Source organism: Caulobacter sp. CCG-8, from assembly GCF_037402475.1.
Lineage (GTDB): Bacteria > Pseudomonadota > Alphaproteobacteria > Caulobacterales > Caulobacteraceae > Caulobacter.
In genome coordinates this window covers 145,165-163,537 of sequence record NZ_JBBEUD010000009.1, presented here as the reverse complement: position 1 = coordinate 163,537, position 18,373 = coordinate 145,165, and the positions used below count along the sequence as shown (strand labels likewise).

General features: G+C 70.5%; 20 protein-coding genes. 6 read left to right on the top strand and 14 right to left on the bottom strand.

All coding sequences use genetic code 11. The features are described 5' to 3' along the window. Positions 1–55: 55 nt before the first annotated feature. From WAE60_RS11165 to WAE60_RS11140, 6 genes are all read right to left on the bottom strand, one after another. On the bottom strand, positions 56–490 hold the full coding sequence (locus WAE60_RS11165) for a glycine zipper 2TM domain-containing protein (protein ID WP_337686449.1): 435 nt from the start codon (positions 488–490) through the stop codon (positions 56–58). A gap of 134 nt (positions 491–624) precedes the next feature. Further along, positions 625–1,569 carry a DMT family transporter gene (locus WAE60_RS11160; protein WP_337686448.1) on the bottom strand — a complete coding sequence of 315 codons (945 nt, stop codon included), beginning with the start codon at positions 1,567–1,569 and terminating at the stop codon, positions 625–627. A 67-nt stretch (positions 1,570–1,636) separates the two neighbouring features. Beyond that, on the bottom strand, positions 1,637–2,296 hold the full coding sequence (locus WAE60_RS11155; RefSeq protein WP_337686447.1) for a glutathione S-transferase family protein: 660 nt from the start codon (positions 2,294–2,296) through the stop codon (positions 1,637–1,639). 130 nt (positions 2,297–2,426) lie between these two features. Beyond that, complete coding sequence (locus WAE60_RS11150) at positions 2,427–3,167, bottom strand: AraC family transcriptional regulator (RefSeq protein WP_029914188.1); 741 nt, start codon at positions 3,165–3,167, stop codon at positions 2,427–2,429. Between the two features lie 22 nt (positions 3,168–3,189). Next, the gene (locus WAE60_RS11145; RefSeq protein ID WP_029914190.1) at positions 3,190–3,651 is read right to left on the bottom strand and encodes a hypothetical protein; all 462 of its coding nucleotides are present in this window, start codon (positions 3,649–3,651) and stop codon (positions 3,190–3,192) included. Between the two features lie 174 nt (positions 3,652–3,825). Beyond that, a complete protein-coding gene (locus WAE60_RS11140) occupies positions 3,826–5,073 on the bottom strand; it encodes an aspartate kinase (protein WP_029914192.1) in 1,248 nt (415 codons plus the stop codon). Between the two features lie 182 nt (positions 5,074–5,255). On the opposite strand from WAE60_RS11140, the gene ubiG reads away from it, so the two are divergent. The 3 genes from ubiG (at position 5,256) to WAE60_RS11125 (ending at position 7,649) form a co-directional block, all read left to right on the top strand. Beyond that, the gene (ubiG, locus tag WAE60_RS11135) at positions 5,256–6,032 is read left to right on the top strand and encodes a bifunctional 2-polyprenyl-6-hydroxyphenol methylase/3-demethylubiquinol 3-O-methyltransferase UbiG (RefSeq protein ID WP_029914194.1); all 777 of its coding nucleotides are present in this window, start codon (positions 5,256–5,258) and stop codon (positions 6,030–6,032) included. A 130-nt stretch (positions 6,033–6,162) separates the two neighbouring features. Then, on the top strand, positions 6,163–7,200 hold the full coding sequence (locus WAE60_RS11130; protein WP_337686442.1) for a glycine zipper 2TM domain-containing protein: 1,038 nt from the start codon (positions 6,163–6,165) through the stop codon (positions 7,198–7,200). A gap of 137 nt (positions 7,201–7,337) precedes the next feature. After that, positions 7,338–7,649 carry a glycine zipper 2TM domain-containing protein gene (locus WAE60_RS11125; protein WP_029914197.1) on the top strand — a complete coding sequence of 104 codons (312 nt, stop codon included), beginning with the start codon at positions 7,338–7,340 and terminating at the stop codon, positions 7,647–7,649. A 157-nt stretch (positions 7,650–7,806) separates the two neighbouring features. Here WAE60_RS11125 and WAE60_RS11120 read toward each other — a convergent pair whose 3' ends face one another. Beyond that, the gene (locus WAE60_RS11120) at positions 7,807–9,240 is read right to left on the bottom strand and encodes a LytTR family DNA-binding domain-containing protein (RefSeq protein WP_337686440.1); all 1,434 of its coding nucleotides are present in this window, start codon (positions 9,238–9,240) and stop codon (positions 7,807–7,809) included. A 112-nt stretch (positions 9,241–9,352) separates the two neighbouring features. On the opposite strand from WAE60_RS11120, the gene WAE60_RS11115 reads away from it, so the two are divergent. Next, complete coding sequence (locus tag WAE60_RS11115; RefSeq protein WP_337686438.1) at positions 9,353–10,810, top strand: alpha/beta fold hydrolase; 1,458 nt, start codon at positions 9,353–9,355, stop codon at positions 10,808–10,810. Positions 10,811–10,816: 6 nt separating this feature from the next. Here the strand turns inward: WAE60_RS11115 and WAE60_RS11110 are convergent, their stop codons facing one another. Genes WAE60_RS11110 through WAE60_RS11095 form a run of 4 tightly spaced genes read right to left on the bottom strand, consistent with a single transcriptional unit; the run spans position 10,817 to position 13,082 of the window. Beyond that, a complete protein-coding gene (locus WAE60_RS11110; protein ID WP_029914203.1) occupies positions 10,817–11,251 on the bottom strand; it encodes a DUF1178 family protein in 435 nt (144 codons plus the stop codon). 16 nt (positions 11,252–11,267) lie between these two features. Then, on the bottom strand, positions 11,268–12,092 hold the full coding sequence (locus WAE60_RS11105) for a carbon-nitrogen hydrolase family protein (RefSeq protein ID WP_337686434.1): 825 nt from the start codon (positions 12,090–12,092) through the stop codon (positions 11,268–11,270). Then, positions 12,089–12,343: a glutaredoxin 3 gene (gene grxC, locus WAE60_RS11100; protein WP_029914208.1), complete on the bottom strand. Its 255-nt coding sequence runs from the start codon at positions 12,341–12,343 to the stop codon at positions 12,089–12,091. Before grxC ends, WAE60_RS11105 begins: the two co-directional genes overlap by 4 nt. Positions 12,344–12,374: 31 nt before the next feature. Then, complete coding sequence (locus WAE60_RS11095; RefSeq protein WP_156035803.1) at positions 12,375–13,082, bottom strand: ComF family protein; 708 nt, start codon at positions 13,080–13,082, stop codon at positions 12,375–12,377. A 70-nt stretch (positions 13,083–13,152) separates the two neighbouring features. On the opposite strand from WAE60_RS11095, the gene WAE60_RS11090 reads away from it, so the two are divergent. Next, positions 13,153–14,067, top strand: coding sequence for a methyltransferase domain-containing protein (locus WAE60_RS11090; protein ID WP_337686431.1), 915 nt, complete (start codon positions 13,153–13,155; stop codon positions 14,065–14,067). Positions 14,068–14,155: 88 nt separating this feature from the next. On the opposite strand, the gene mutT is transcribed toward WAE60_RS11090, so the two are convergent. Genes mutT through WAE60_RS11075 form a run of 3 tightly spaced genes read right to left on the bottom strand, consistent with a single transcriptional unit; the run spans position 14,156 to position 17,550 of the window. Further along, entirely contained in the window at positions 14,156–14,566 is a 411-nt protein-coding gene (gene mutT / locus WAE60_RS11085; protein ID WP_337686430.1) for an 8-oxo-dGTP diphosphatase MutT, read from the bottom strand. A 51-nt stretch (positions 14,567–14,617) separates the two neighbouring features. Next, entirely contained in the window at positions 14,618–16,258 is a 1,641-nt protein-coding gene (locus tag WAE60_RS11080; RefSeq protein ID WP_337686428.1) for a glycoside hydrolase family 43 protein, read from the bottom strand. Between the two features lie 8 nt (positions 16,259–16,266). Continuing rightward, positions 16,267–17,550, bottom strand: a complete 1,284-nt coding sequence (locus WAE60_RS11075; protein ID WP_337686427.1) for an MFS transporter — start codon at positions 17,548–17,550, stop codon at positions 16,267–16,269. A gap of 209 nt (positions 17,551–17,759) precedes the next feature. Here WAE60_RS11075 and WAE60_RS11070 point away from each other — a divergent pair, with 209 nt between their 5' ends. After that, complete coding sequence (locus WAE60_RS11070) at positions 17,760–18,101, top strand: PRC-barrel domain-containing protein (protein WP_337686425.1); 342 nt, start codon at positions 17,760–17,762, stop codon at positions 18,099–18,101. Positions 18,102–18,373 lie beyond the last annotated feature (272 nt).

The following is an 18,373-nucleotide window of genomic DNA, read 5'->3' as shown; positions in this document are numbered from 1 at the left end:
CGAAAAAGGCGCCGCCCCCGAAGGGACGGCGCCGGTGGTTTCGCCTGGAAGGCCGTTAGCGGCGCTGGCCGTAATAGCCGTTCCCGTACTGGCCGCCGCTGTAGCGGTAGCCGGTGTTGTAGCGGTCGTCGCGATGGTCGGCGCCGTAGCCGTAGCCCGACTGGCCGTAGCCGTTGTTGTAGCCGTAGCCGTTGTTGTAGCTGGACCCGTAGCCGTAGCGCGGATCGCGATAGCTGTTGGAGTAGCGGTGGTCGCGGTCGTTGCCGCCGGTCGAGGCGCCGAGGGCGGCCCCGGCGACGGCGCCGATGGCGATGCCGCCCTTGTCGCCGTCCGACAGCGCCGCGCCGGCGATGCCGCCGATCAGGGCGCCGATGATGGCGCGTTCGGTCTTGTTGCTCTTGTCGCCGGCGAAGGCGGCCGAGGCGGGCAGGACCAGGGCGCCGGTGACGGCCGCGGCGACGGCGATCTTCGTGAACTTGGTGGTCTTCATGGCACTTGCTCCAATTCGAAGCGTCATGTCCGGGGAAGTCCGGTTCGGCGCTGTTGGAGCCTTTGTCGCAAAGTGGCCTTGAACCCGATCTGAACGGCGATGTTCAGCTTACAGTCATGTTTGCGGCGAGCCCCCTACTCCGCCGGATGGGCTTCCGCCGAAGGTCGATGCAGGTGCACCGACCACAGCACGCCGGCCAGCATCAGGACGATCGCCGCGGCCTCCAGCGCCAGCGGCCAGCGGGCGTCGTGCAGGAAGCCGTAGACCAGGGCGAACAGGGTCTCGAACACGATCAGCTGGCCCGACAGGGACAGCGGCAGCAGGCGGCTGGCGGCGTTCCACAGGCCGTTGCCGATCACCGAGGCGCCCAGGGCCACGGCCAGGCTGACGCCCCAGAACAGCATCCAGTCGGCCGGAACGTGCGGGGCCGCGCCCAGGAAGGCCGGGATCACCAGCAGCAGCGAGAGCAGACCCGTGACCACGCCGGTCAGCAGCGACCACTCGTGGCTGTTGAAGCGGGGCGTGGCGGCCAGGCGGCGGGCGTTCCAGACGGCGTAGACGGTCCACGTGGCGAGGGCGCCGACCGCCGCCAGCAGGCCCAGGACCAGGCGGCCCACACCGATCCCGGCGGTGGTCTGGAACGCGGCGACGTTGATGCAGACCACGCCGGCGGCGACCAGCAGCAGCGGCGCGGCCAGCTTCCGGAGCGCCACGCCTTCGCCGGGTTTCGCGCCGACCAGGGTGATGGTGACCGGCAGCAGGCCGATGATCAGCGAGGCCGGGGCGACGCCGGCGATCTGCACCGCGACCGCCAGGCCCACATAGTAGACGATGTTGCCCAGCAGACTCAGGCCCGCCAGGTCGCGCCAGTCGGCCAGGGTCAGCCGCGCCAGCACCGAGCGGGCGCTGGAGACCAGCAGGGCCGCCGAGGCCAGGCCGTAGCAGAGATAGCGCCCGGCGGTCATCTGCAGCGGGGTGAAGGCGTGCAGCAGCTTGGGGGCCAGGAACACCCCGCCCCAGAACGCCCCGGCGACGAGGCCGCAGAGGAGTCCGATCACAAGGCGCTGGCGCGGGGTCATGCCCGCGACGTAGCAGAGCCGGCTCCGGGAAGCTTGGCGAAACCTCCCGGAGCCTTGGCGAAAAGTCCTACTCGGCCGGCTCCAGCGCCGCCTCGAACGGCGCCGTCTGGGCCGCCAGGGCGCGCTGGAAGGCCGGACGGGCCTCGCAGCGGCGGACATAGGCGTCCAGCACGGGATTGCCGGTGACCAGATCGGTCTCGCGCGCCAGGCGCAGCACGGTGGTCATCATCAGGTCGGCGGCGGTGAAGCGTTCGTCGGCCAGGTATTTGCGGCCCTTCAGCCAGGCGGCCAGGCCTTCCAGCCGCCGGATCGCGAAGGCCTCGGCCCCCGGCCGGCGCGCCTTGGCCCAGGCTTCCTCGGTGAAGAGGATGTCGATCAGGAACAGGTTCTGCAGGGCCGGCTCGACCGAGTTCAGGGCGGCGATCAGCCAGGTGTGCATCCGCAGCCGCGCCTCCGGATCGGAGGGCGACAGGACGGGCGACTTCTCGGCGATGTGCAGCACGATGGCGCCGCTCTCGAACATCACGAAATCGCCGTCCTGGATGTAGGGCACCTGGCCGAACGGCTGGATCGCCCGGTAGGCGGGGCTGTCCTGTTCGCCCTGGTCCAGCAGGCGGGCTTCGTAGGGAATTCCCGCCTCTTCCAGCGCCCAACGGACGCGAAGGTCGCGGACCAGTCCCTTGGCGAAGGGCGGGACCGAGCGGAAAGCACTCACCGTGATCATCATGCGGCTCCTCGTTGCGAGGCCCCGGCGGGGCCTTCGAAGAGAAGTCGCGCCGGGGGGCGCGATTTCGACATCGAGGGTTCAAAATTTCCCTGGATTCCGCTCATCCCGGCGAATGCCGGGATGAGCGGATTTAGGAGGCGCCGCGTCGCCAGGCCGCCGGGGTCACGCCCAGCCGCGCCTTCATCGCCCGGGTCAGGGCGCTCTGGTCGGCATGGCCGGTGCGCACGGCGATCTCGGCGATCGACAGCCGGGTCCCGGTCAGCAGGCGCTGGGCGGCGCGCAGCCGGGTGTCGGCCAGCTGGCCGTGCGGCGAGCGGCCGAACGCCGCCGCGAAGCCGGCGAAGAACCGGCTCTGGCTCATCCCCGCCTCGGCCGCCATCTCGGCGACGGCCAGGGGGCGGGCGAAGTCGCGCTCGATCAGGGCGGCGGCGCGAGCCAGGCGCGGGTCGGGTCCGGGCCCGCCGGCCGCCAGGGCCCGCAACAGCAACGGCGCCCACAGGGCGGCCACCTCGTCCTCGACCTGCCGCGCCGCGTCACCGCAGACGAAGTCCAGCAGCCCGCGCACCGGGGCGTTGACCGGCAGGAAGGTGCGTTCGCGCAGGGCTTCGAACGGGGCGATCAGGGCGGCGCCGATGTCGGCCACCACGAACAGGTTGTCGCCGTCGGCGGCGAAGGCGTGGCGGGTCCCGCACGGGACCAGCACCGCCTGGCCGGCCTGGACCCGGCCGCCGCGGCCGTCGACCTCCATCTCCAGCACGCCCCGGCGCGGCAGGACGATCTGGTCGAAGTCGTCGTGGGCGTGGGCGTCGCCGTCGGCGCCGTAGCGGCGGAGGGAGAGCTGGGCGGGGCGGCCGTTCAGTCCATCGTGCATCGCCGCCGCCTTCCCTGTTCCGTCAGCCGTGCCCCGGCAGGGCCAGCGGCTCGCTGATGGCCTCGACCAATTGCTTGGCCTGCTCGACCGCGCCTTCGATGTCGCGCTCGATGAACGCCACCTCGGCGTCCGTCAGGGGATGTGGGGCGGCGATGACCTCGCGCAAATAGGCGCGCTTCTCGGGCTCGGTCATGGTCCACCAGCCGACGGTGTGGCCTTCCTCGATGACCGCGTCGCCCATGGCCAGCAGGTCGTCCTCGTCGAAGATCGGCCGGCCCGGCTGTTCGGGGAACCACTGGCCGTCGTCGGGCAGGACGCGGTCCAGCTTGCGCAGCAGCGCCGCCAGCCACGGACTGACCAGCAGGGGCTTCTCGTAGCCGTCGCCGAACTTGGCCCGCAGCAGCAGGTCGTACAGCAGCTCCAGCCCGGCCTCGCCCTCGAAGGTGACGGACTTCTTCTCGGGATCGAAATGGAAGACCGACATGGAGGCTCCTGGAGGATGACGTTTTGACGTCATAACGTCAGAAGGCGACATTTCGCTAACGCCGAGGGACGCCCCCTCCGGCCCTTCGGGCCACCTCCCCCAGAGGGGGAGGATCTACGCCGAACAGATGCTCCCCCTCTGGGGGAGCTGTCGCGCAGCGACTGAGGGGGGTCTCTAGAGCTGGTCCAGCCCATACGCCGCGTGCAGCGCGCGCACGGCCAACTCGGTGTAGGCCGCGTCGATCAGGACCGAGATCTTGATCTCCGAGGTCGAGATGACCTGGATGTTGATGTTCTTCTCGGCCAGGGCCTGGAACATCGACTGGGCGACGCCGGCGTGCGAGCGCATGCCCACGCCGATCACCGACACCTTGGCCACGTCCTCGTTCACGGCCACGTCCTCGAAGCCGATCTCCTTCTGGGCGGCGCGGACGATCTCGACGGCGCGGACGGCGTCGCGCTTGCCGACGGTGAACTCCATGTTGGCGGTGTCGGCGCTGCGGGCGCGCGACTGCACGATCATATCGACGTTCACGTTGGCGTCGGCCAGGCGGCCGAAGATCTGCGACGACACGCCCGGATGGTCGGGCAGGCCCAGCAGGGTGATCTTGGCTTCGTCGCGGCTATAGGCGACGCCCGAGACGATGCGCTTTTCCATGATTTCTTCCTCGTCGCAGACGATCGTACCTTGGCCCGGGGCTTCGCCCGGCTCGACGAAACTCGACAGCACCCGCACCGGGACGCGATGGGCCATGGCCATCTCGACCGAGCGGGTCTGCAGCACCTTGGCCCCCAGCGAGGCCATTTCCAGCATTTCCTCGTAGGAGATCTTGGCCAGGCGCTTGGCCTTGCTCTCGATCCGAGGGTCGGTCGTGTAGACGCCGTCGACGTCCGTATAGATGTCGCAGTCGCCCTTCAGGGCGGCGGCGATGGCCACGGCGCTGGTGTCCGAGCCGCCCCGGCCCAGGGTGGTGATGCGCTGGTCGGGGGTCACGCCCTGGAAGCCGGCGATCACGGCGATCTGGCCGGCCGCGAAACAGGCCTCCAGATTGGCCGGCGGGATGTCCTCGATGCGGGCGCGCCCGTGGGCGTCGTCGGTCAGGATCGGCACCTGCCAGCCCAGGAACGAGCGGGCGTTCAGGCCCATGTTGCGCAGGGTCATGGCCAGCAGGCCGGCCGTGACCTGCTCGCCCGAGGCGACGACGGCGTCGTACTCGTCGTCCGACTCCGGCAGCCCTTGCGCCGCGCGGCCCGAGCCGTCGGTCCAGGCGACCAGTTCGTTGGTCTTGCCCGACATGGCCGAGACCACCACCGCCACCTGCTTGCCCGTGGCCACTTCGGCCGCGACCAGGCGCGCCACCCGGCGGATGCGCTCCAGGTCGGCCACCGAGGTGCCGCCGAACTTCATCACCAGACGTGACACGCCCTACCCCTGAAAAACCTAAGGTCAATTCTTGCGCCGGGGGCGGACGAACCGCGCCGCTCGCGCAAGCCGCGGTCTTCTAGCGGCGCAGCGGCGCAACGGCAATGTCGCGGACGTGTCTTTTTCGTCGGGTGCGACGTCTCGCCCTGTGCCGCTCGCCGTGTCGTTGCTAAATGAGGACCATGAGCCAGTCCGCCGACGCGCCCCCCTCCGCCGGAAACGCCCCCTCCTGGAGCATCGACCCCGCCGACGTGGCGCGGTTCTCGGCCATCGCGGCGGAGTGGTGGGACCCGCGCGGCAAGTTCGCGCCGCTGCATGTGTTCAACCCCTGCCGGCTGGGCTTCATCCGCGAGCAGGCGCTGGCACGGTTCGACCGCGACGGCAACGCCCGCACGCCGTTCGAGGGCCTGACCCTGCTGGACATCGGCTGCGGCGGCGGCCTGCTCAGCGAGCCGATGGCGCGGCTGGGCTTCACGGTCACGGCCGTCGACGCCTCGGAGAACAACATCAAGACCGCCGCCGCCCACGCCGCCGAGCAGGGGCTGGCGATCGGCTACCGTCCCGCCACCGCCGAGCAGCTGCTGGCCGAGGGCGCGGGGCCGTTCGACGTGGTGCTGACCATGGAGGTCATCGAGCACGTGGCCGATCCGGGCGAATTCCTGCGCACCTGCTCGCGGCTGCTCAAGCCCGGCGGCCTGATGATCGTCGCCACCCTGAACCGCACGCTGAAGGCCCTGGCCCTGGCCAAGATCGGCGCCGAGTACGTGCTGCGCTGGGTGCCGCCCGGCACCCACGACTGGAAGCAGTTCCTGAAACCCGACGAACTGCGTGCCTTCCTGGCCGGCGAGCCGGTGGACGTCAAAGGCCCGTTCGGCGTGGCCTACAACCCGCTGACCGGCCGCTGGAGCCGCTCGGCCGACGTCGACATCAACTACATGATGACGGTGACCAAGGACTGAGGCCCGCTCCGGCGCCTGACGGAACCTGTACCGCCGCCGCGCCTTCTATTGGCCAGGGACATCCCAACAAGGATTGGCGGCCGTAATCGGGGGCCGAGCGTCGATCCGTTCGTCGGAACGGAGAGCAACCATGACTTCCAAGACCACTGTGTGGCTGATGGCCTCGGCCGTCGCCCTGAGCGCGGCCGCGCCTGTACTGGCCCAGTCGGCCGACGCGGCCTATCGCCAACGCCTGGAGACCTACGGCGACCAGCGCGCCGTCTACGACGCCCAGAGCGCCGACTATCGGGAGCAGCAGCGCGACTACGACCGCGACCGCTCCAAGTACCTTAGCGACAAGGCCGACTACGACCGCCGCTACGGCGCCGGCGCCTACGACCGTCGTTATCCGGAATACGCCACCCGCTTCGATAGCCCCAGCTACAACAGCAGCTCGGACTATTATCGCGAGCAGACCGCGTTCGAGCACGATCGCCAGGTCTATGAGGACACCCGCCGCGACTACGACCGTCGCAACGGCTACGGCGCCTATGACCGGCGCTATCCCGACCAGGCCCGGCGCTTCAGCGTCAGCGGCCAGGCCTACACCACCAGCAACAGCGACTATCTGAGCCAGCGCGCCCAGTACGACCGCGACCGGGCCGACTACGAGCGGGCCCGCGCCGACTACGACCGCCGCTACGGCTCGGGCGCCTATGACCGCCGCTATCCCGACTACGCCACGCGCTACGGCGCGCCGTACGCGGGAAGCTATGGCGACGACGTCTCCTACAACGCCCCCTGCCGGAGCGACGCCAAGAAGAACGCCACCGCCGGCGGCGTGATCGGGGCCCTGGTCGGCGCTGTGGCCGGCTCGAACCTGGCCGCCCGCAACGCCAAGCCGGAAGGCACGGTGCTGGGCGCCCTGGTCGGGGCCGGCGTCGGCGCCAGCATCGGCAACGCCTCCAGCAAGGGCCGCTGCGACGCCAACGGCCAGTACTGGACCTATAACGACACCGTCGCCTATCGCGAAAGCAGCCGCTATCGCGCCAGCTCCAGCAGCGTCTACAGCGACTACAGCCGCCGCTGCCGCCTGGCCCCGGCCGACACCGACTACAACGGCCGTGTCGAGACCCGCTATGTCCGCGTCTGCCCCGACAGCGCCGGCCGCTATCGCGTCCAGGGCTAAAGTCGGAACGGGGATGAACGGAGGCGTCGGAGCCGCTTCATCCCCGGTTCAGGTCGGAAAGCCGACACTGATCGAACCCAATACGAGCTTGGGCGTTCAATGCGCTCAAGGATCACAAACCAAGAACGGAGCTCGCCATGCGCGCCCAACTCAAGACCCTCGCCGTCGTCGTCGCCCTCGGCTTCACGGCGTCCACCGTCGCGGTCACCGCGGCCGAAGCCCAGACCCGCCACAAGGTCTGGGTCTGCAAGAGCACCAAGAGCGCCCGTAACAAGGGCACGGTGATCGGCGCCCTGTCGGGCGGCACGCTCGGCGCGGTCGTCGCGGGCCACGGCAACAAGACCGAAGGCGCCCTGCTGGGCGGCGCGGTCGGCGCGGTCGCCGGCAACCAGATCGCCAAGAAGAACTCGAAGAACAAGAACTGCCACTACGAGTACCGCTACTACTAGAGCATGGCAGCCGAAAGTGGATGCCGGTTCCGGCGTCCGCCATGCTCTAAGCTGTTAATGGAGCCTGGCTTTTAGCCAGGCTCCGGGCGGCTCCGCCAAAGGCAGGTCGGGCGAAGGGGACGGGAAATCGTCCCCTTTTGCCTGTCCGGCGCGTCGGCTAGCCCGTGGCGCGCAGCAGGACGGCCTCGTCGAGGGCCTCGCGCAGGGCCTGCAGGCGGGATCGGCTGACGGGCAGCGGCGGCCCCTCGCGCATGTGAAGGCGGCCGCCGCCGTTCTGCCGTTCGAGCCGCTGGACCTGGGCCAGATTGGCGATCACCGACCGATGAACCCGTAGGAAGCTCGGCGGCAGCTGGACCTCCAGCTGGTCGAGACGCGCGGCGTGCAGCAGGTCGCGTCCGCCGACCAGTCGCAGCTCGGCGTAGTCGTCGGCCCCCACCACCGCCAGGATCTCGGCGACCGGCACCAGCTCGACCCCGCGCGCAGAGGCCACGGTCAGCCGGTCGGGACGACTGGCGGCGCGGGTCAGCGCGGCCTCGCGCCCACGATCGTCGCGGCCCAGCCGAACGACCTCGGCCATCAGCAACGGCACGACCAGTCCGGCGGCGAGCAGGAAGTAGGACAGGTCCACCAGCCACTCGGGAAACCCGACGGCCAGGACCAGGAACAGCGCCAGATAGGCCAGGGCCGGCCGCGCCCCGGGCAGGCGCTTGCGGACCCCGACCGCGGCGGCGACCCCGGCCAGGATCACGCCGATCAGCAAAGCCAGTCCGGTCTTGAGGTCGAAGCCGGGCGCCAGGGCGGTGAGGCCGACGGCGACCGCGCCCAGGACGGTCATCCGCCGACGCGCCCCAGGCAGAAAGCGGCCTGCGGCGTAGGCCACCAGCATGATCGAGAAGGCGCCTGACAGCGCCCAGATCGCGCTCATCCGCCAGGCGTGCAGGGGATAGGCGTAGGAGACCAGCGCCCGAAGGCTCTCCACGACGGCTTGCAGGGCCGCGACCGCCGCCATCGCGGCCAGGACCAGACTCGACCCCGTGCGACGCAGGGCATGGATCACGCCGAAGCCGAACGCCGCGGCCACCAGCGCGCCGGCCGCGGCGAAGGTCACCGCCAGCAGCGGAATGTGGGCCGAATAGGGATAGGGCCCGACCGTCGCCGACATGATCGGGCGATCGAAACGCAGGCCGCCGCGGAAGGACGACATGTGCATCACGACCACGTTCGCCCCCGGCCGCCAGGCGGTCTCGGCGATCGGCATGGCGATCTGGTAGCGCCCCGGGACCTCGGCGCGGGCGTCGGCGGCGGGACGGCCGTTGGCGCCGAGCCTTCGGCCGTTCAGCCAGACCTCGGACGAGGCGACGCCCGCGATGTAGAACGCCTGGGGACGCGTATCCGTCGGCGCGGGCAGGGCTGCGCGGAGCCAGATCTCGCGACCTTGGGGATCGATCGCGCCGCCCAGCGGACGGCAATCGGTCAGGACCGGACCGTCGGCGCCCGGAACGCCCCGACAGGCCTGCCACGGCAGATCGTTAGCCCTGGCCAGGGTCGCGAAACCGGCCAGGAGGCCGGCGAGGAGAAGGGTTCGCCACATGGCGTCAGTCTAGGGCGCCGCTCGCCGAGATGCGTGGCTGTTCACCGACCGGGACGCGCCGTTGACCGAACCGCCCCGGACAAATCGGCGCCGCCCCGGCTCTGTCGGCGGCATGAACAGCACATCCCTTCACCGCCGCGCCCTGCTCGCCTCGGGCTTCGCCGCCGGCCTCGCCCTTCCGACGCTCGCCCCGGCGCAGCCCTCTTCCGGTCAGCCCCAGGCGGGACCGTTCCGCTTCAAGAGCCGGAGCGGCCAGGAGGTCGACGCCGAGCGGGGCTTCTTCGAGGTTCCCGAGGATCGTCGAGATCCCCGCTCGCGCCGCATCCGCCTGAGCTATGTCCGCTTCGCCTCGACGGCGGCCAGGCCCGGCCCGCCGATCGTCTACCTGGCCGGCGGCCCCGGCGGCACGGCGACCGGCGCGGCGGCCGGACCGCGCTTCCCGATCTTCATGGCCCTGCGCGAAGTGGCCGACGTCATCGCCTTCGACCAGCGGGGCACGGGGCTGTCGAACGCCATCCCGGCGCGGCCGGCCTCGACGCGGCCGCCGCCGGTGTTCACGGAGGCCGGGCTGACCGCCTGGTTCCGCGCCGAGTTCCAGGAGGCCTGGCTAGACTGGACCAAGGCCGGCGTGGCCATGACCGGCTACAACACCGCCCAGAACGCCGACGACATCGACGACCTGCGCCGTCACCTCGGGGCCGAGAAGGTCGACCTCTGGGGCATCAGCTACGGCTCGCACCTGGCCCTCAGCGCGCTCAAGCGGCACGGCGACCGGATCAACCGCGTGGCCCTGGCCAGCCTGGAGGGCCAGGACCAGACGGTGAAGCGCCCAGCGGCGATCGACGGCCTCCTGCGCCAGGTGGACGCCCTGCTGGACGCCGACCCGGCGGTCCGCGCCGCGGTCCCCGACCTGCCCGCCCTGATGCGCCGCGTGCACGCCAGGTTGGAGGCCCAGCCGGCCGTGACGAAGGTCACGCTGAACGGCGCGCCGGGCGAGATCGCGATGGGCGGCTTCGGCGTCCAGATGCTGGCGGGTGGTCTGATCGCCAATCCCAACACCCTGGCCCTGCTGCCGAGCCTGTACCTGGCCCTCGACGCCGGACGGACCGATGTGCTGGCGCCGTTCCTGGGCGACGTGGCCGACCTGCTGAGCGTGACCGGCATGCCCGAGGCCACGGACCTGGCGTCGGGGATATCGCCGGGTCGGCTGGCCCTGATCCGGCGCGAGGCGAAGGCCGCCGTGCTGGGCGAGGCGCTGAACTTCCCGATGCCGCAGCTGCTGGGCGCGGTTCCGGGGGCCGACCTGGGCGAAGGCTTCCGGGCGTCGCTGCGCATCGACCACCCCGCCCTGCTGGTCGCCGGCTCGCTGGACGGCCGCACGCCGCTGGCCGAACAGGACGTGGTGGCGGCCCAGTTCACGCATAAGTCCCGGGTGATCGTGGAGAACGCCGGCCACAACGTCTTCGAGGCCCATCCCGACGTGCAGGGCCTGCTGGTGCGGTTCTTCCGCGGCGAGGCCGTGGCCGACACCCGGCTGAGCCTGCCGCCGCCGAAGTTCCGCCTGGCATAGCGGGTCCTAGTTGACCTCGGTCTTCTTCGGCGCGGCCGGCGGCAGGGGCGCGATCTTGACGCCGTCCTCGACCAGGGCCTTGACCTCCTTGGCCGAGGCCTCGCCGTAGATGCCGCGCTCCTCGGACTTGCCCTCGTGGATGTCGCGCGCCTCCTTGGCGAAGCGGTCGCCCACATAGTCGAAGTTCTCCTCGACCTGGCGGCGGACCTCGCCCATGGCGGTCATCATCATCTCGCGCATCTTCGGATCGACGGCGGGCGCGGACTTCTGGGCCTTCGTCCCGGCCACGGCGGGGGCCATGATCTGCTTGCGCACGCCCTTGGACCCGCACAGCGGGCATTCCAGCAGCCCGCGCGCGGCCTGGTCGTCATAGTCGGACGACGAGCCGAACCAGCCTTCGAAGGCGTGGTCGTGATCGCAGCTGAGCGCGTACCTGATCATGGGAGAGATATAGGGACTACGGGCCCGTGAAGGTACGGGCGTTCTTGAGGGCCGGGATCGCCGCGCGGGCCTTGTCGACGGCCGCGAGGCCGAGGTCGGCGATCAACACGCCCGGCTCGTCGTGGTCAAGTTTGCCGATCACCTCGCCCCAGGGGCCGACCGCGATCGAGCGGCCCCAGGTGCCCCGGCCGTCCTCGTGGAAGCCGCCCTGGGCGGCGGCGATCACGAACGAACCGGTCTCGATGGCGCGGGCCCGCAGCAGGATGTCCCAGTGGGCCTCGCCCGTGGGCCGGGTGAAGGCGGCGGGCGCGGTCAGGACCTGGGCCCCGCCCAGCGCCAGGGCCCGGTGCAGGGCCGGGAAGCGCATGTCGTAGCAGATGGTCAGGCCGAAATTCGCCAGCGGCGTCTCCACCACCGCCGCCCGGTCGCCCGGGGTGTAGGTCGCCGACTCCCGCGCCGTCTCGCCGGTCGGCAGGTCGACGTCGAACATGTGGAGCTTGTCGTAGGTGGCCACGATCGCGCCGGTCGGGTCGATCACCGCCTGGCGGTTCGCCGCCTTGCCGTCCTCGCGCAGCACCAGGGCCGAACCGACGTCGATCCAGACGCCGAGCTCGCGGGCCAGGTCGCGCAGGCCGCGCACCACCAGGTCGTCCTCCAGCGAGACCAGGGTCGGCAGGAGCTTGGTGCGGTCCTTCTGCAGGACGTTGGTGCATTCCGGCGTCAGGATGAACCGGGCGTCCTGCGCCGCCGCCTCCCGCACCAGGGGCGCGATATGGGCCAGCGCCGCCGCGTGGGTGGCGGGCGTGCGGGTCTGGATCAGGCCGACTCGAAGCTGGGTCATGCGGCCAGAAGCGCGTCCAGCTTGCCCTCGCGCTCGAGGGCCATCATGTCGTCGCAGCCGCCGATGTGCTGCTCGCCCACGAAGATCTGCGGGAAGGTGGTGCGGCCCGAGCGGTCCATCATCTCCTTGCGCAGCGCCGGATCCATGCCCGCTTCGATCTCTGTGAAGTCGGCGCCCTTGTCGTTGAGCAGCTTCACGGCCCGCGAGCAGTAGCCGCAGAACGGACGGGTGTAGATGGTGACCTTGGCCATGGGGAATCCGTAACAGAAGTCGTTTCCGTCCTCATATAGGACGCGCTTGCATTTCTGTAACGCGCGCGACGACGGCGAGTGACACTTGTGTGGCGCCGGCCGCCAGCAGGGCCCGGGCGCAGCCCTCGGCCGTGGCGCCGGTGGTCAGGACGTCGTCGACCAGCAGCACCCGGCGGCCGATCACCCGGTGGCGGCGCCGTTCGGGCACGGCGAAGGCGGCGGCGACATTGCGGCGGCGGCCGTCGGCCGACTTGCCGCCCTGGCTGTCGGTATCGCGCCGGCGCACCAGGGCGTCGGGCAGATAGGTCCGGCCGGTCATGGCGCACAGCGGCCGGGCGATCTCGGCGGCCTGGTTGTAGCGGCGTTTCAGCAGGCGCGAGGGGTGCATGGGCACGGGGACCACCGCCTGCGCCTCGTCCAGAAGGTCGGCGGCGCTGCGCGACAGCCAGCGGGCGAACAGGCCCGACAGGTCGGTGCGGTCGGCGTGCTTGAGCTTGAGGATCAGGTCGCGCGAGTGCTCATCGTAGAGGCAGGCGGCCCGCGCCCGGGCGAAGGCGCGGGGTCTCGTCTGGCACAGGACGCAGCGGACCTCGCCGGCGTCGAAGGCGAAGGCCGCGCCGCAGCCGTCGCAGACCGGACCGTCCAGGAAGGTGATGCGGCTCCACGCCTGCGCCGACAGCCCCGAGGTCAGGGCCGCCCCGCCGTCGAAGGCGCGCGGCGGCAGGATCAGGTCCAGCATCCCCCGAGCGAACGCCGTAACGCCAGCAGGCGGTTTCCAAGAAGCGCGAGAAGGCCCATCTTGCGCCGACATGACCGCCGCCCCCCTGCTCTTCGACCGCGCCCTGCTGCGCGCCCGTCTCGACCGCGCCGCCCCCGGCTTCCAGGCCGCCGACTTCCTGAAGGCCCGCGCCGCCGAGGACGCCGTGCTGCGCCTGGAAGCGATCCTGCGGGAGTTTCCGGTGGCGGTCGACCTGGGAAGCCGAAACGGCGCTTTCTCGCGCGCCCTGGCCGAAAGCGACGCCCGCGCCAAGGTCGGCCTGCTGATCGAGACCGACCTGTCGGAGCGGATGCTGGCGGGCCGCAGCGGCGCGCGGGTCGTCGCCGACGAGGAACGCCTGCCGTTCGGCGACGAGACCCTGGACCTGGCCGTCTCGACCCTGGCCCTGCACTGGACCAACGACCTGGTCGGCGCCCTGATCCAGGTCCGCCGCGCGCTCAAGCCCGACGGGCTGTTCGTCGGCGCCCTGTTCGGCGGGGCCACCCTGACCGAGTTGCGCCAGGCCCTGCTGGCCGCCGAGGACGAGATCACCGGCGGAGCCTTCCCCCGCGTCTCGCCGTTCGCCGACACGGTCGACGCCGCGGGCCTGCTGCAGCGCGCCGGCTTCGCCCTGCCGGTGGCCGACAAGGACCGGGTCAAGGTGCGCTACGCCCACCCGCTGGCCCTGCTCAAGGACCTGCGGGCCATGGGCGAGACCAGCGTGCTGATCGACCGCTCGCGCAAGCCCCTGAGCCGCAAGGTGCTGTTCCGGGCGATGGAAATCTATCAAGCGCGCTTCGCCGAGCCCGACGGCCGGGTGCCGGCCACGTTCGAGATCATCACCGTCACCGGCTGGGCCCCGCACGAGCGCCAGCAGAAGCCCCTGCGCCCCGGCTCGGCCAAGATGCGCCTGGCGGATGCGCTGGGCACGGTGGAGCAGCCGGCGGGCGACAAGGCCGGGAGCTAGGGCAGTTTCTCAGCTTTGGATCGCCTTCTTGATCCGCTCATCCCGGCATTCGCCGGGATGAGCGGATAAGAGGGATAAGGCGGACGCTTCACAGCAGGTCGCGCAGCCAGGCGATCAACGGCAGGTCGGCCGGCGGCATCGGATAGTCGGCCAGCTGGTCCGGCTTCACCCATTTCAGCGCCTCGTGCTCCTTGGCCGTGACCATGCCGTCCCAGCGCCGCAGCAGGTATAGCGGCATCAAGAGGTGGAAGGTCTCGTAGGTGTGCGAGGCGAAGACGAACGGCGCCAGGCAGGCCTGGGCGACCTTGATGTCCAGCTCCTCGTGCAGCTCGCGGATGAGGCACTGCTCGGGCGTCTCGCCCGGCTCGACCTTGCCGCCGGGAAACTCCCACAACCCCGCCAGCGACTTGCCCTGCGGGCGCCGGCAGATCAGCACGCGGCCGTCGACATCGATCAGGGCGGCGGCGGCGACGAGGACGGTGGGCTTGGGCGCGGTCATGGGGCGTTAGTTGAACGTCCAGAGCGGATTGGCAACCTTGAATCCCTCTCTCTATGAGAGAGGGATTTTCGCCTCGTACCCCCGCTCCACATAGCCGAACCCGTCGAAGTCGGCCGGCAGGGCCGTGCCCGAGGTGTCCTGGCAAGCCACGCCCACGAAGGCGCCGGTGAAGTTGGGGGCGCCCGGCGCGGTGGCCTCGTCCGACAGGATCGAGGCGTCGAACACCTGGGGCAGCCAGGTCCAGGCTTCGCCGTCCAGGCTCCACGCGAAGCGCAGGCGCTCGAAGTCGACCTCGACCCGCAGGTGGACCAGCCCCGCGTCGGGCAGCGGGATCGGGGTCGTGAAGGCGTCAGCCTGGGGGCTGTCGGGCAGGGCCGACATCACCTGCAGATGCCGCCCGTTCTCCTCGTCGCGCGACACGAACAGGTAGTGGAATTTGTTGGCTCCGTAATAGCAGACCAGCCCGGCCGCCTGCTGGTAGTGCGCGGGCGCGAAGTCCAGCACAGTGCGGGCGCTGTAGCAGAACGCTTGCTGGCGGCGGGCGACCAGGGCCTGGCGGAAGGTGCTGCCGATGCTCTCGCGGCCGAACAGGCGCAGCCAGCCGGGCCGGGCCGTCAGGCTGAACAGCTGGTCGGGATAGGGCGAACGCAGCCACTGGAAGTCCAGGGGCAGGTCGGGACCGTCGAAGTCCTCCCAGGCCGGGGCGGCGGGCCACGGCGCGGGCGGCAAGCCGGGCGACGGCGGGTCCAGCTCGGGATCGCCCGAGCCGTCGCGGGTGCGCAGCCAGCCGTCCTCGCCCCAGGTCATCGGCTGGATCGCCGTCTCGCGGCCCAGCACGCAGCGGCCGCGATTGGGCAGCGGACGGCCGCACAGATAGGCCATCCAGGTCTCGCCGTCGGGCGTCTCGACGAGGTCGGCGTGGCCGGCCCGCTGCAGGGTCGCGTGCGGCCGGTCGCGGGCGGTCAGCACCGGACCGTCGGGGTGGAGCGCGTAGGGACCTTCCAGCGTCCGCGAGCGGGCCATGGTCACCGCGTGGCCGAAGCCCGTGCCGCCCTCGGCGGTGATCAGGTGGTACCAGCCGTCGCGCTTGTAGAGGTGCGGCGCCTCGGTCAGGCCCAGCGGCGTGCCGGGGAAGATGTTGATGCGTTCGCCCACCAGCTTGGCGGCGAAGGCGTCGTATTCCTGGGCGACGATGCCGGCGAAGCGGTTGCGGCCCGGCCGGTGGTCCCACAGCATGTTCAGCAGCCACTTGCGGCCGTCGTCGTCGTGGAACAGCGAGGGGTCGAAGCCGCTGCTGTTGAGGAACACCGGGTCGGACCACGGCCCCTCGATGTCGTCGGCGGTGACCAGGTAGTTGTGGAAGTCGCGCAGGGACGCGCCCGAGGCGCCGCCGGTCGTGGTGCGGCCGTAGCGCTTCACATCGGTGTAGATCAGCCAGAACTTGCCGTCGGCGTGGGTCAGGCACGGGGCCCAGACGCCGCAGCCGTCGGGCGCGCCCAGCATGTCCAGCTGGCTGGGCCGGATCAGGGGCCGGCTCAGCAGCCGCCAGTTCACCAGGTCGCGCGAGTGGTGGATCTGGACGCCCGGGAACCATTCGAAGGTCGAGGTGGCGACGTAGTAGTCCTCGCCGACGCGGATGATCGACGGGTCGGGATTGAAGCCCCTCAGGATCGGGTTGGAGATCACGGACATCGGCGGCTCTAGAGGGCGGGAACGGTGACGGGCCGGGCGGCCGGAGGAGGGGCGGACTCGCGGACCAGGGTCCACAGCAGGGCGGCGCCGGCCAGGTCCAGCACGCCCAGGGCGACGAAGAACGGATCGTAGCCGATCCGGGCCACCAGGCCGCCGATCAGCAGCGAAAAGATCAGCAGGCCGAAATTGCCGCAGAACCCGGCCATGCCGGCCACGGTCGCCACCTCGCTCTTGCGGAACAGGTCGGACGACATGGTGATCACCGTCACCGACAGGGTCTGGTGGGCGAAGCCGCCCACGCACAGCAGGGCTATGGCCACATAGGGGCTCTCGACCCGGCCGACGAACATCATGCCGGTCATCAGCAGGGCGCCCAGGGTGAAGGCCCAGCGGCGGGCGTTGATCAGGCTCACCCCGCGCTTCTGCAGGAACAGCACCACCGCGGGGCCGAACAGGCAGCCCAGGTCGGCCGCCACGAACGGCAGCCAGGCGAACAGGGCGATCTGCTTGAGGTCGAAATGGCGGACGGTGGTCAGGTACAGCGGGATCCAGAACGACAGCGTGCCCCAGGTGGGGTCGGCCAGGAACCTGGGCAGGGCGATGCCCCAGAAGTTGCGGCGGGTCATCAGGGTCAGGATCGACGGCTTGGCCCCGGCGTCGTCCAGGTGGGTCTCCTGGCCCGAGGCGATCAGGTCGCGCTCGGCGTCGGAGAGGGCCTTGTGCTTGTCGGGCGACTGGTAGGCCGCCAGCCACAGCACCACCCAGACCAGGCCCAGGGCGCCGGCCACGAAGAAGGCCGCCCGCCAGTTCCAGACCAGGATCGACCAGGCCACCAGCGGCGGGGCCAGCACCGCGCCCATCGAGGCGCCGATGTTGAACATCCCGCCGGCGAAGCCGCGCTCCTTGGCCGGGAACCAGATCGACACCGCCTTCATCCCGGCCGGCTGGGCGCAGCCCTCGGCCACGCCCAACGCGCCGCGCAGACCCAGCAAGGCCTGCCAACTTCCCGCGAAGCCATGGGCCATGGTCAGCAGCGACCAGGCGGTGGCGAACAGGGCGAAGCCCAGCTTCAGGCCGATGGAGTCCAGCACGTAGCCGCACAGGGGCTGCAGCATGACCCCCAACTGGAAGGCGCCGGTGATCCAGGAATATTCCTTGGGGCCGATATGCAGGTCGGCCAGCACGGTCGGGGCCGCGACGCCCAGGGTGCTGCGCGTCAGGTAGTTCAGCACCGCGCCCAGCATCACCAGGCCGATCATCCACCAGCGCAGGGCCCGGATCTTGCCGTTCATGCCTCTCTCCCCGACCCCGCCTGCCTTGGCGATGTCGCCGCGACGGTAGCGGTAACAGCCATAGACCGCCCCACCATCATCCGCAACGCCAGCTGGCCTGACCATACCGACCAAGGTCTGACCAATGGATCGATCTTGGCCGTAGCCGCGTTTGTTCGCGGAACAAACCTCAAAATCCCGCCCACAAGACCCTGCCAAGGAGCCCCTCGATGAGCCTCGACGATCGCCTGGTGAAGAGCGCCGCCCTGATCGGCGTCAAGGTCAACGACGCGGGCGGCCACAAGCTGGGCGCGATCCGCGAGGTGTTCATCGACCGCGACGCCGGCATCGCCCGCTACGTGGCCATCGAACCGGCGGGCCTGTTCGCGGCCGGCGGCAAGTACCGCCCCCTGCCCTGGCGCGTGCTGACCTGGGACGACAAGGACGAGGCCTATATCGCCGACGTCACCAAGGACCGCTTCAAGGAGGTCCCCGCCTACGACCGCGACCAGCTCAACAGCGCCACCTACGGCTGGGCCGAGCAGGTGGAGCGCTTCTTCGAGGAACCCTAGCCTTCCGCTAGAGCGCCAAAAACCTTAACTGGACGTTGTACTAAGGCGAAGCTAGAGACCTCCTCCAAGTAGCGTTTTGGGGGGAAGTTTCCAGTGGTCGAGTCGAGTGTGTTCGTGCGCGCGAAGCGCAAGCGTTTGTTGGGTTGCAGCGTCCTCGCGCTGACGATGGGGATGGGCGGCGCGGCGTTCGCGGACTGCCTTCCGGCGTCTCCGACTCCGACCACCCCGGTCACCTGTTCCGGGACGACGGTGGCCCAGCTCGTCATTTCGAC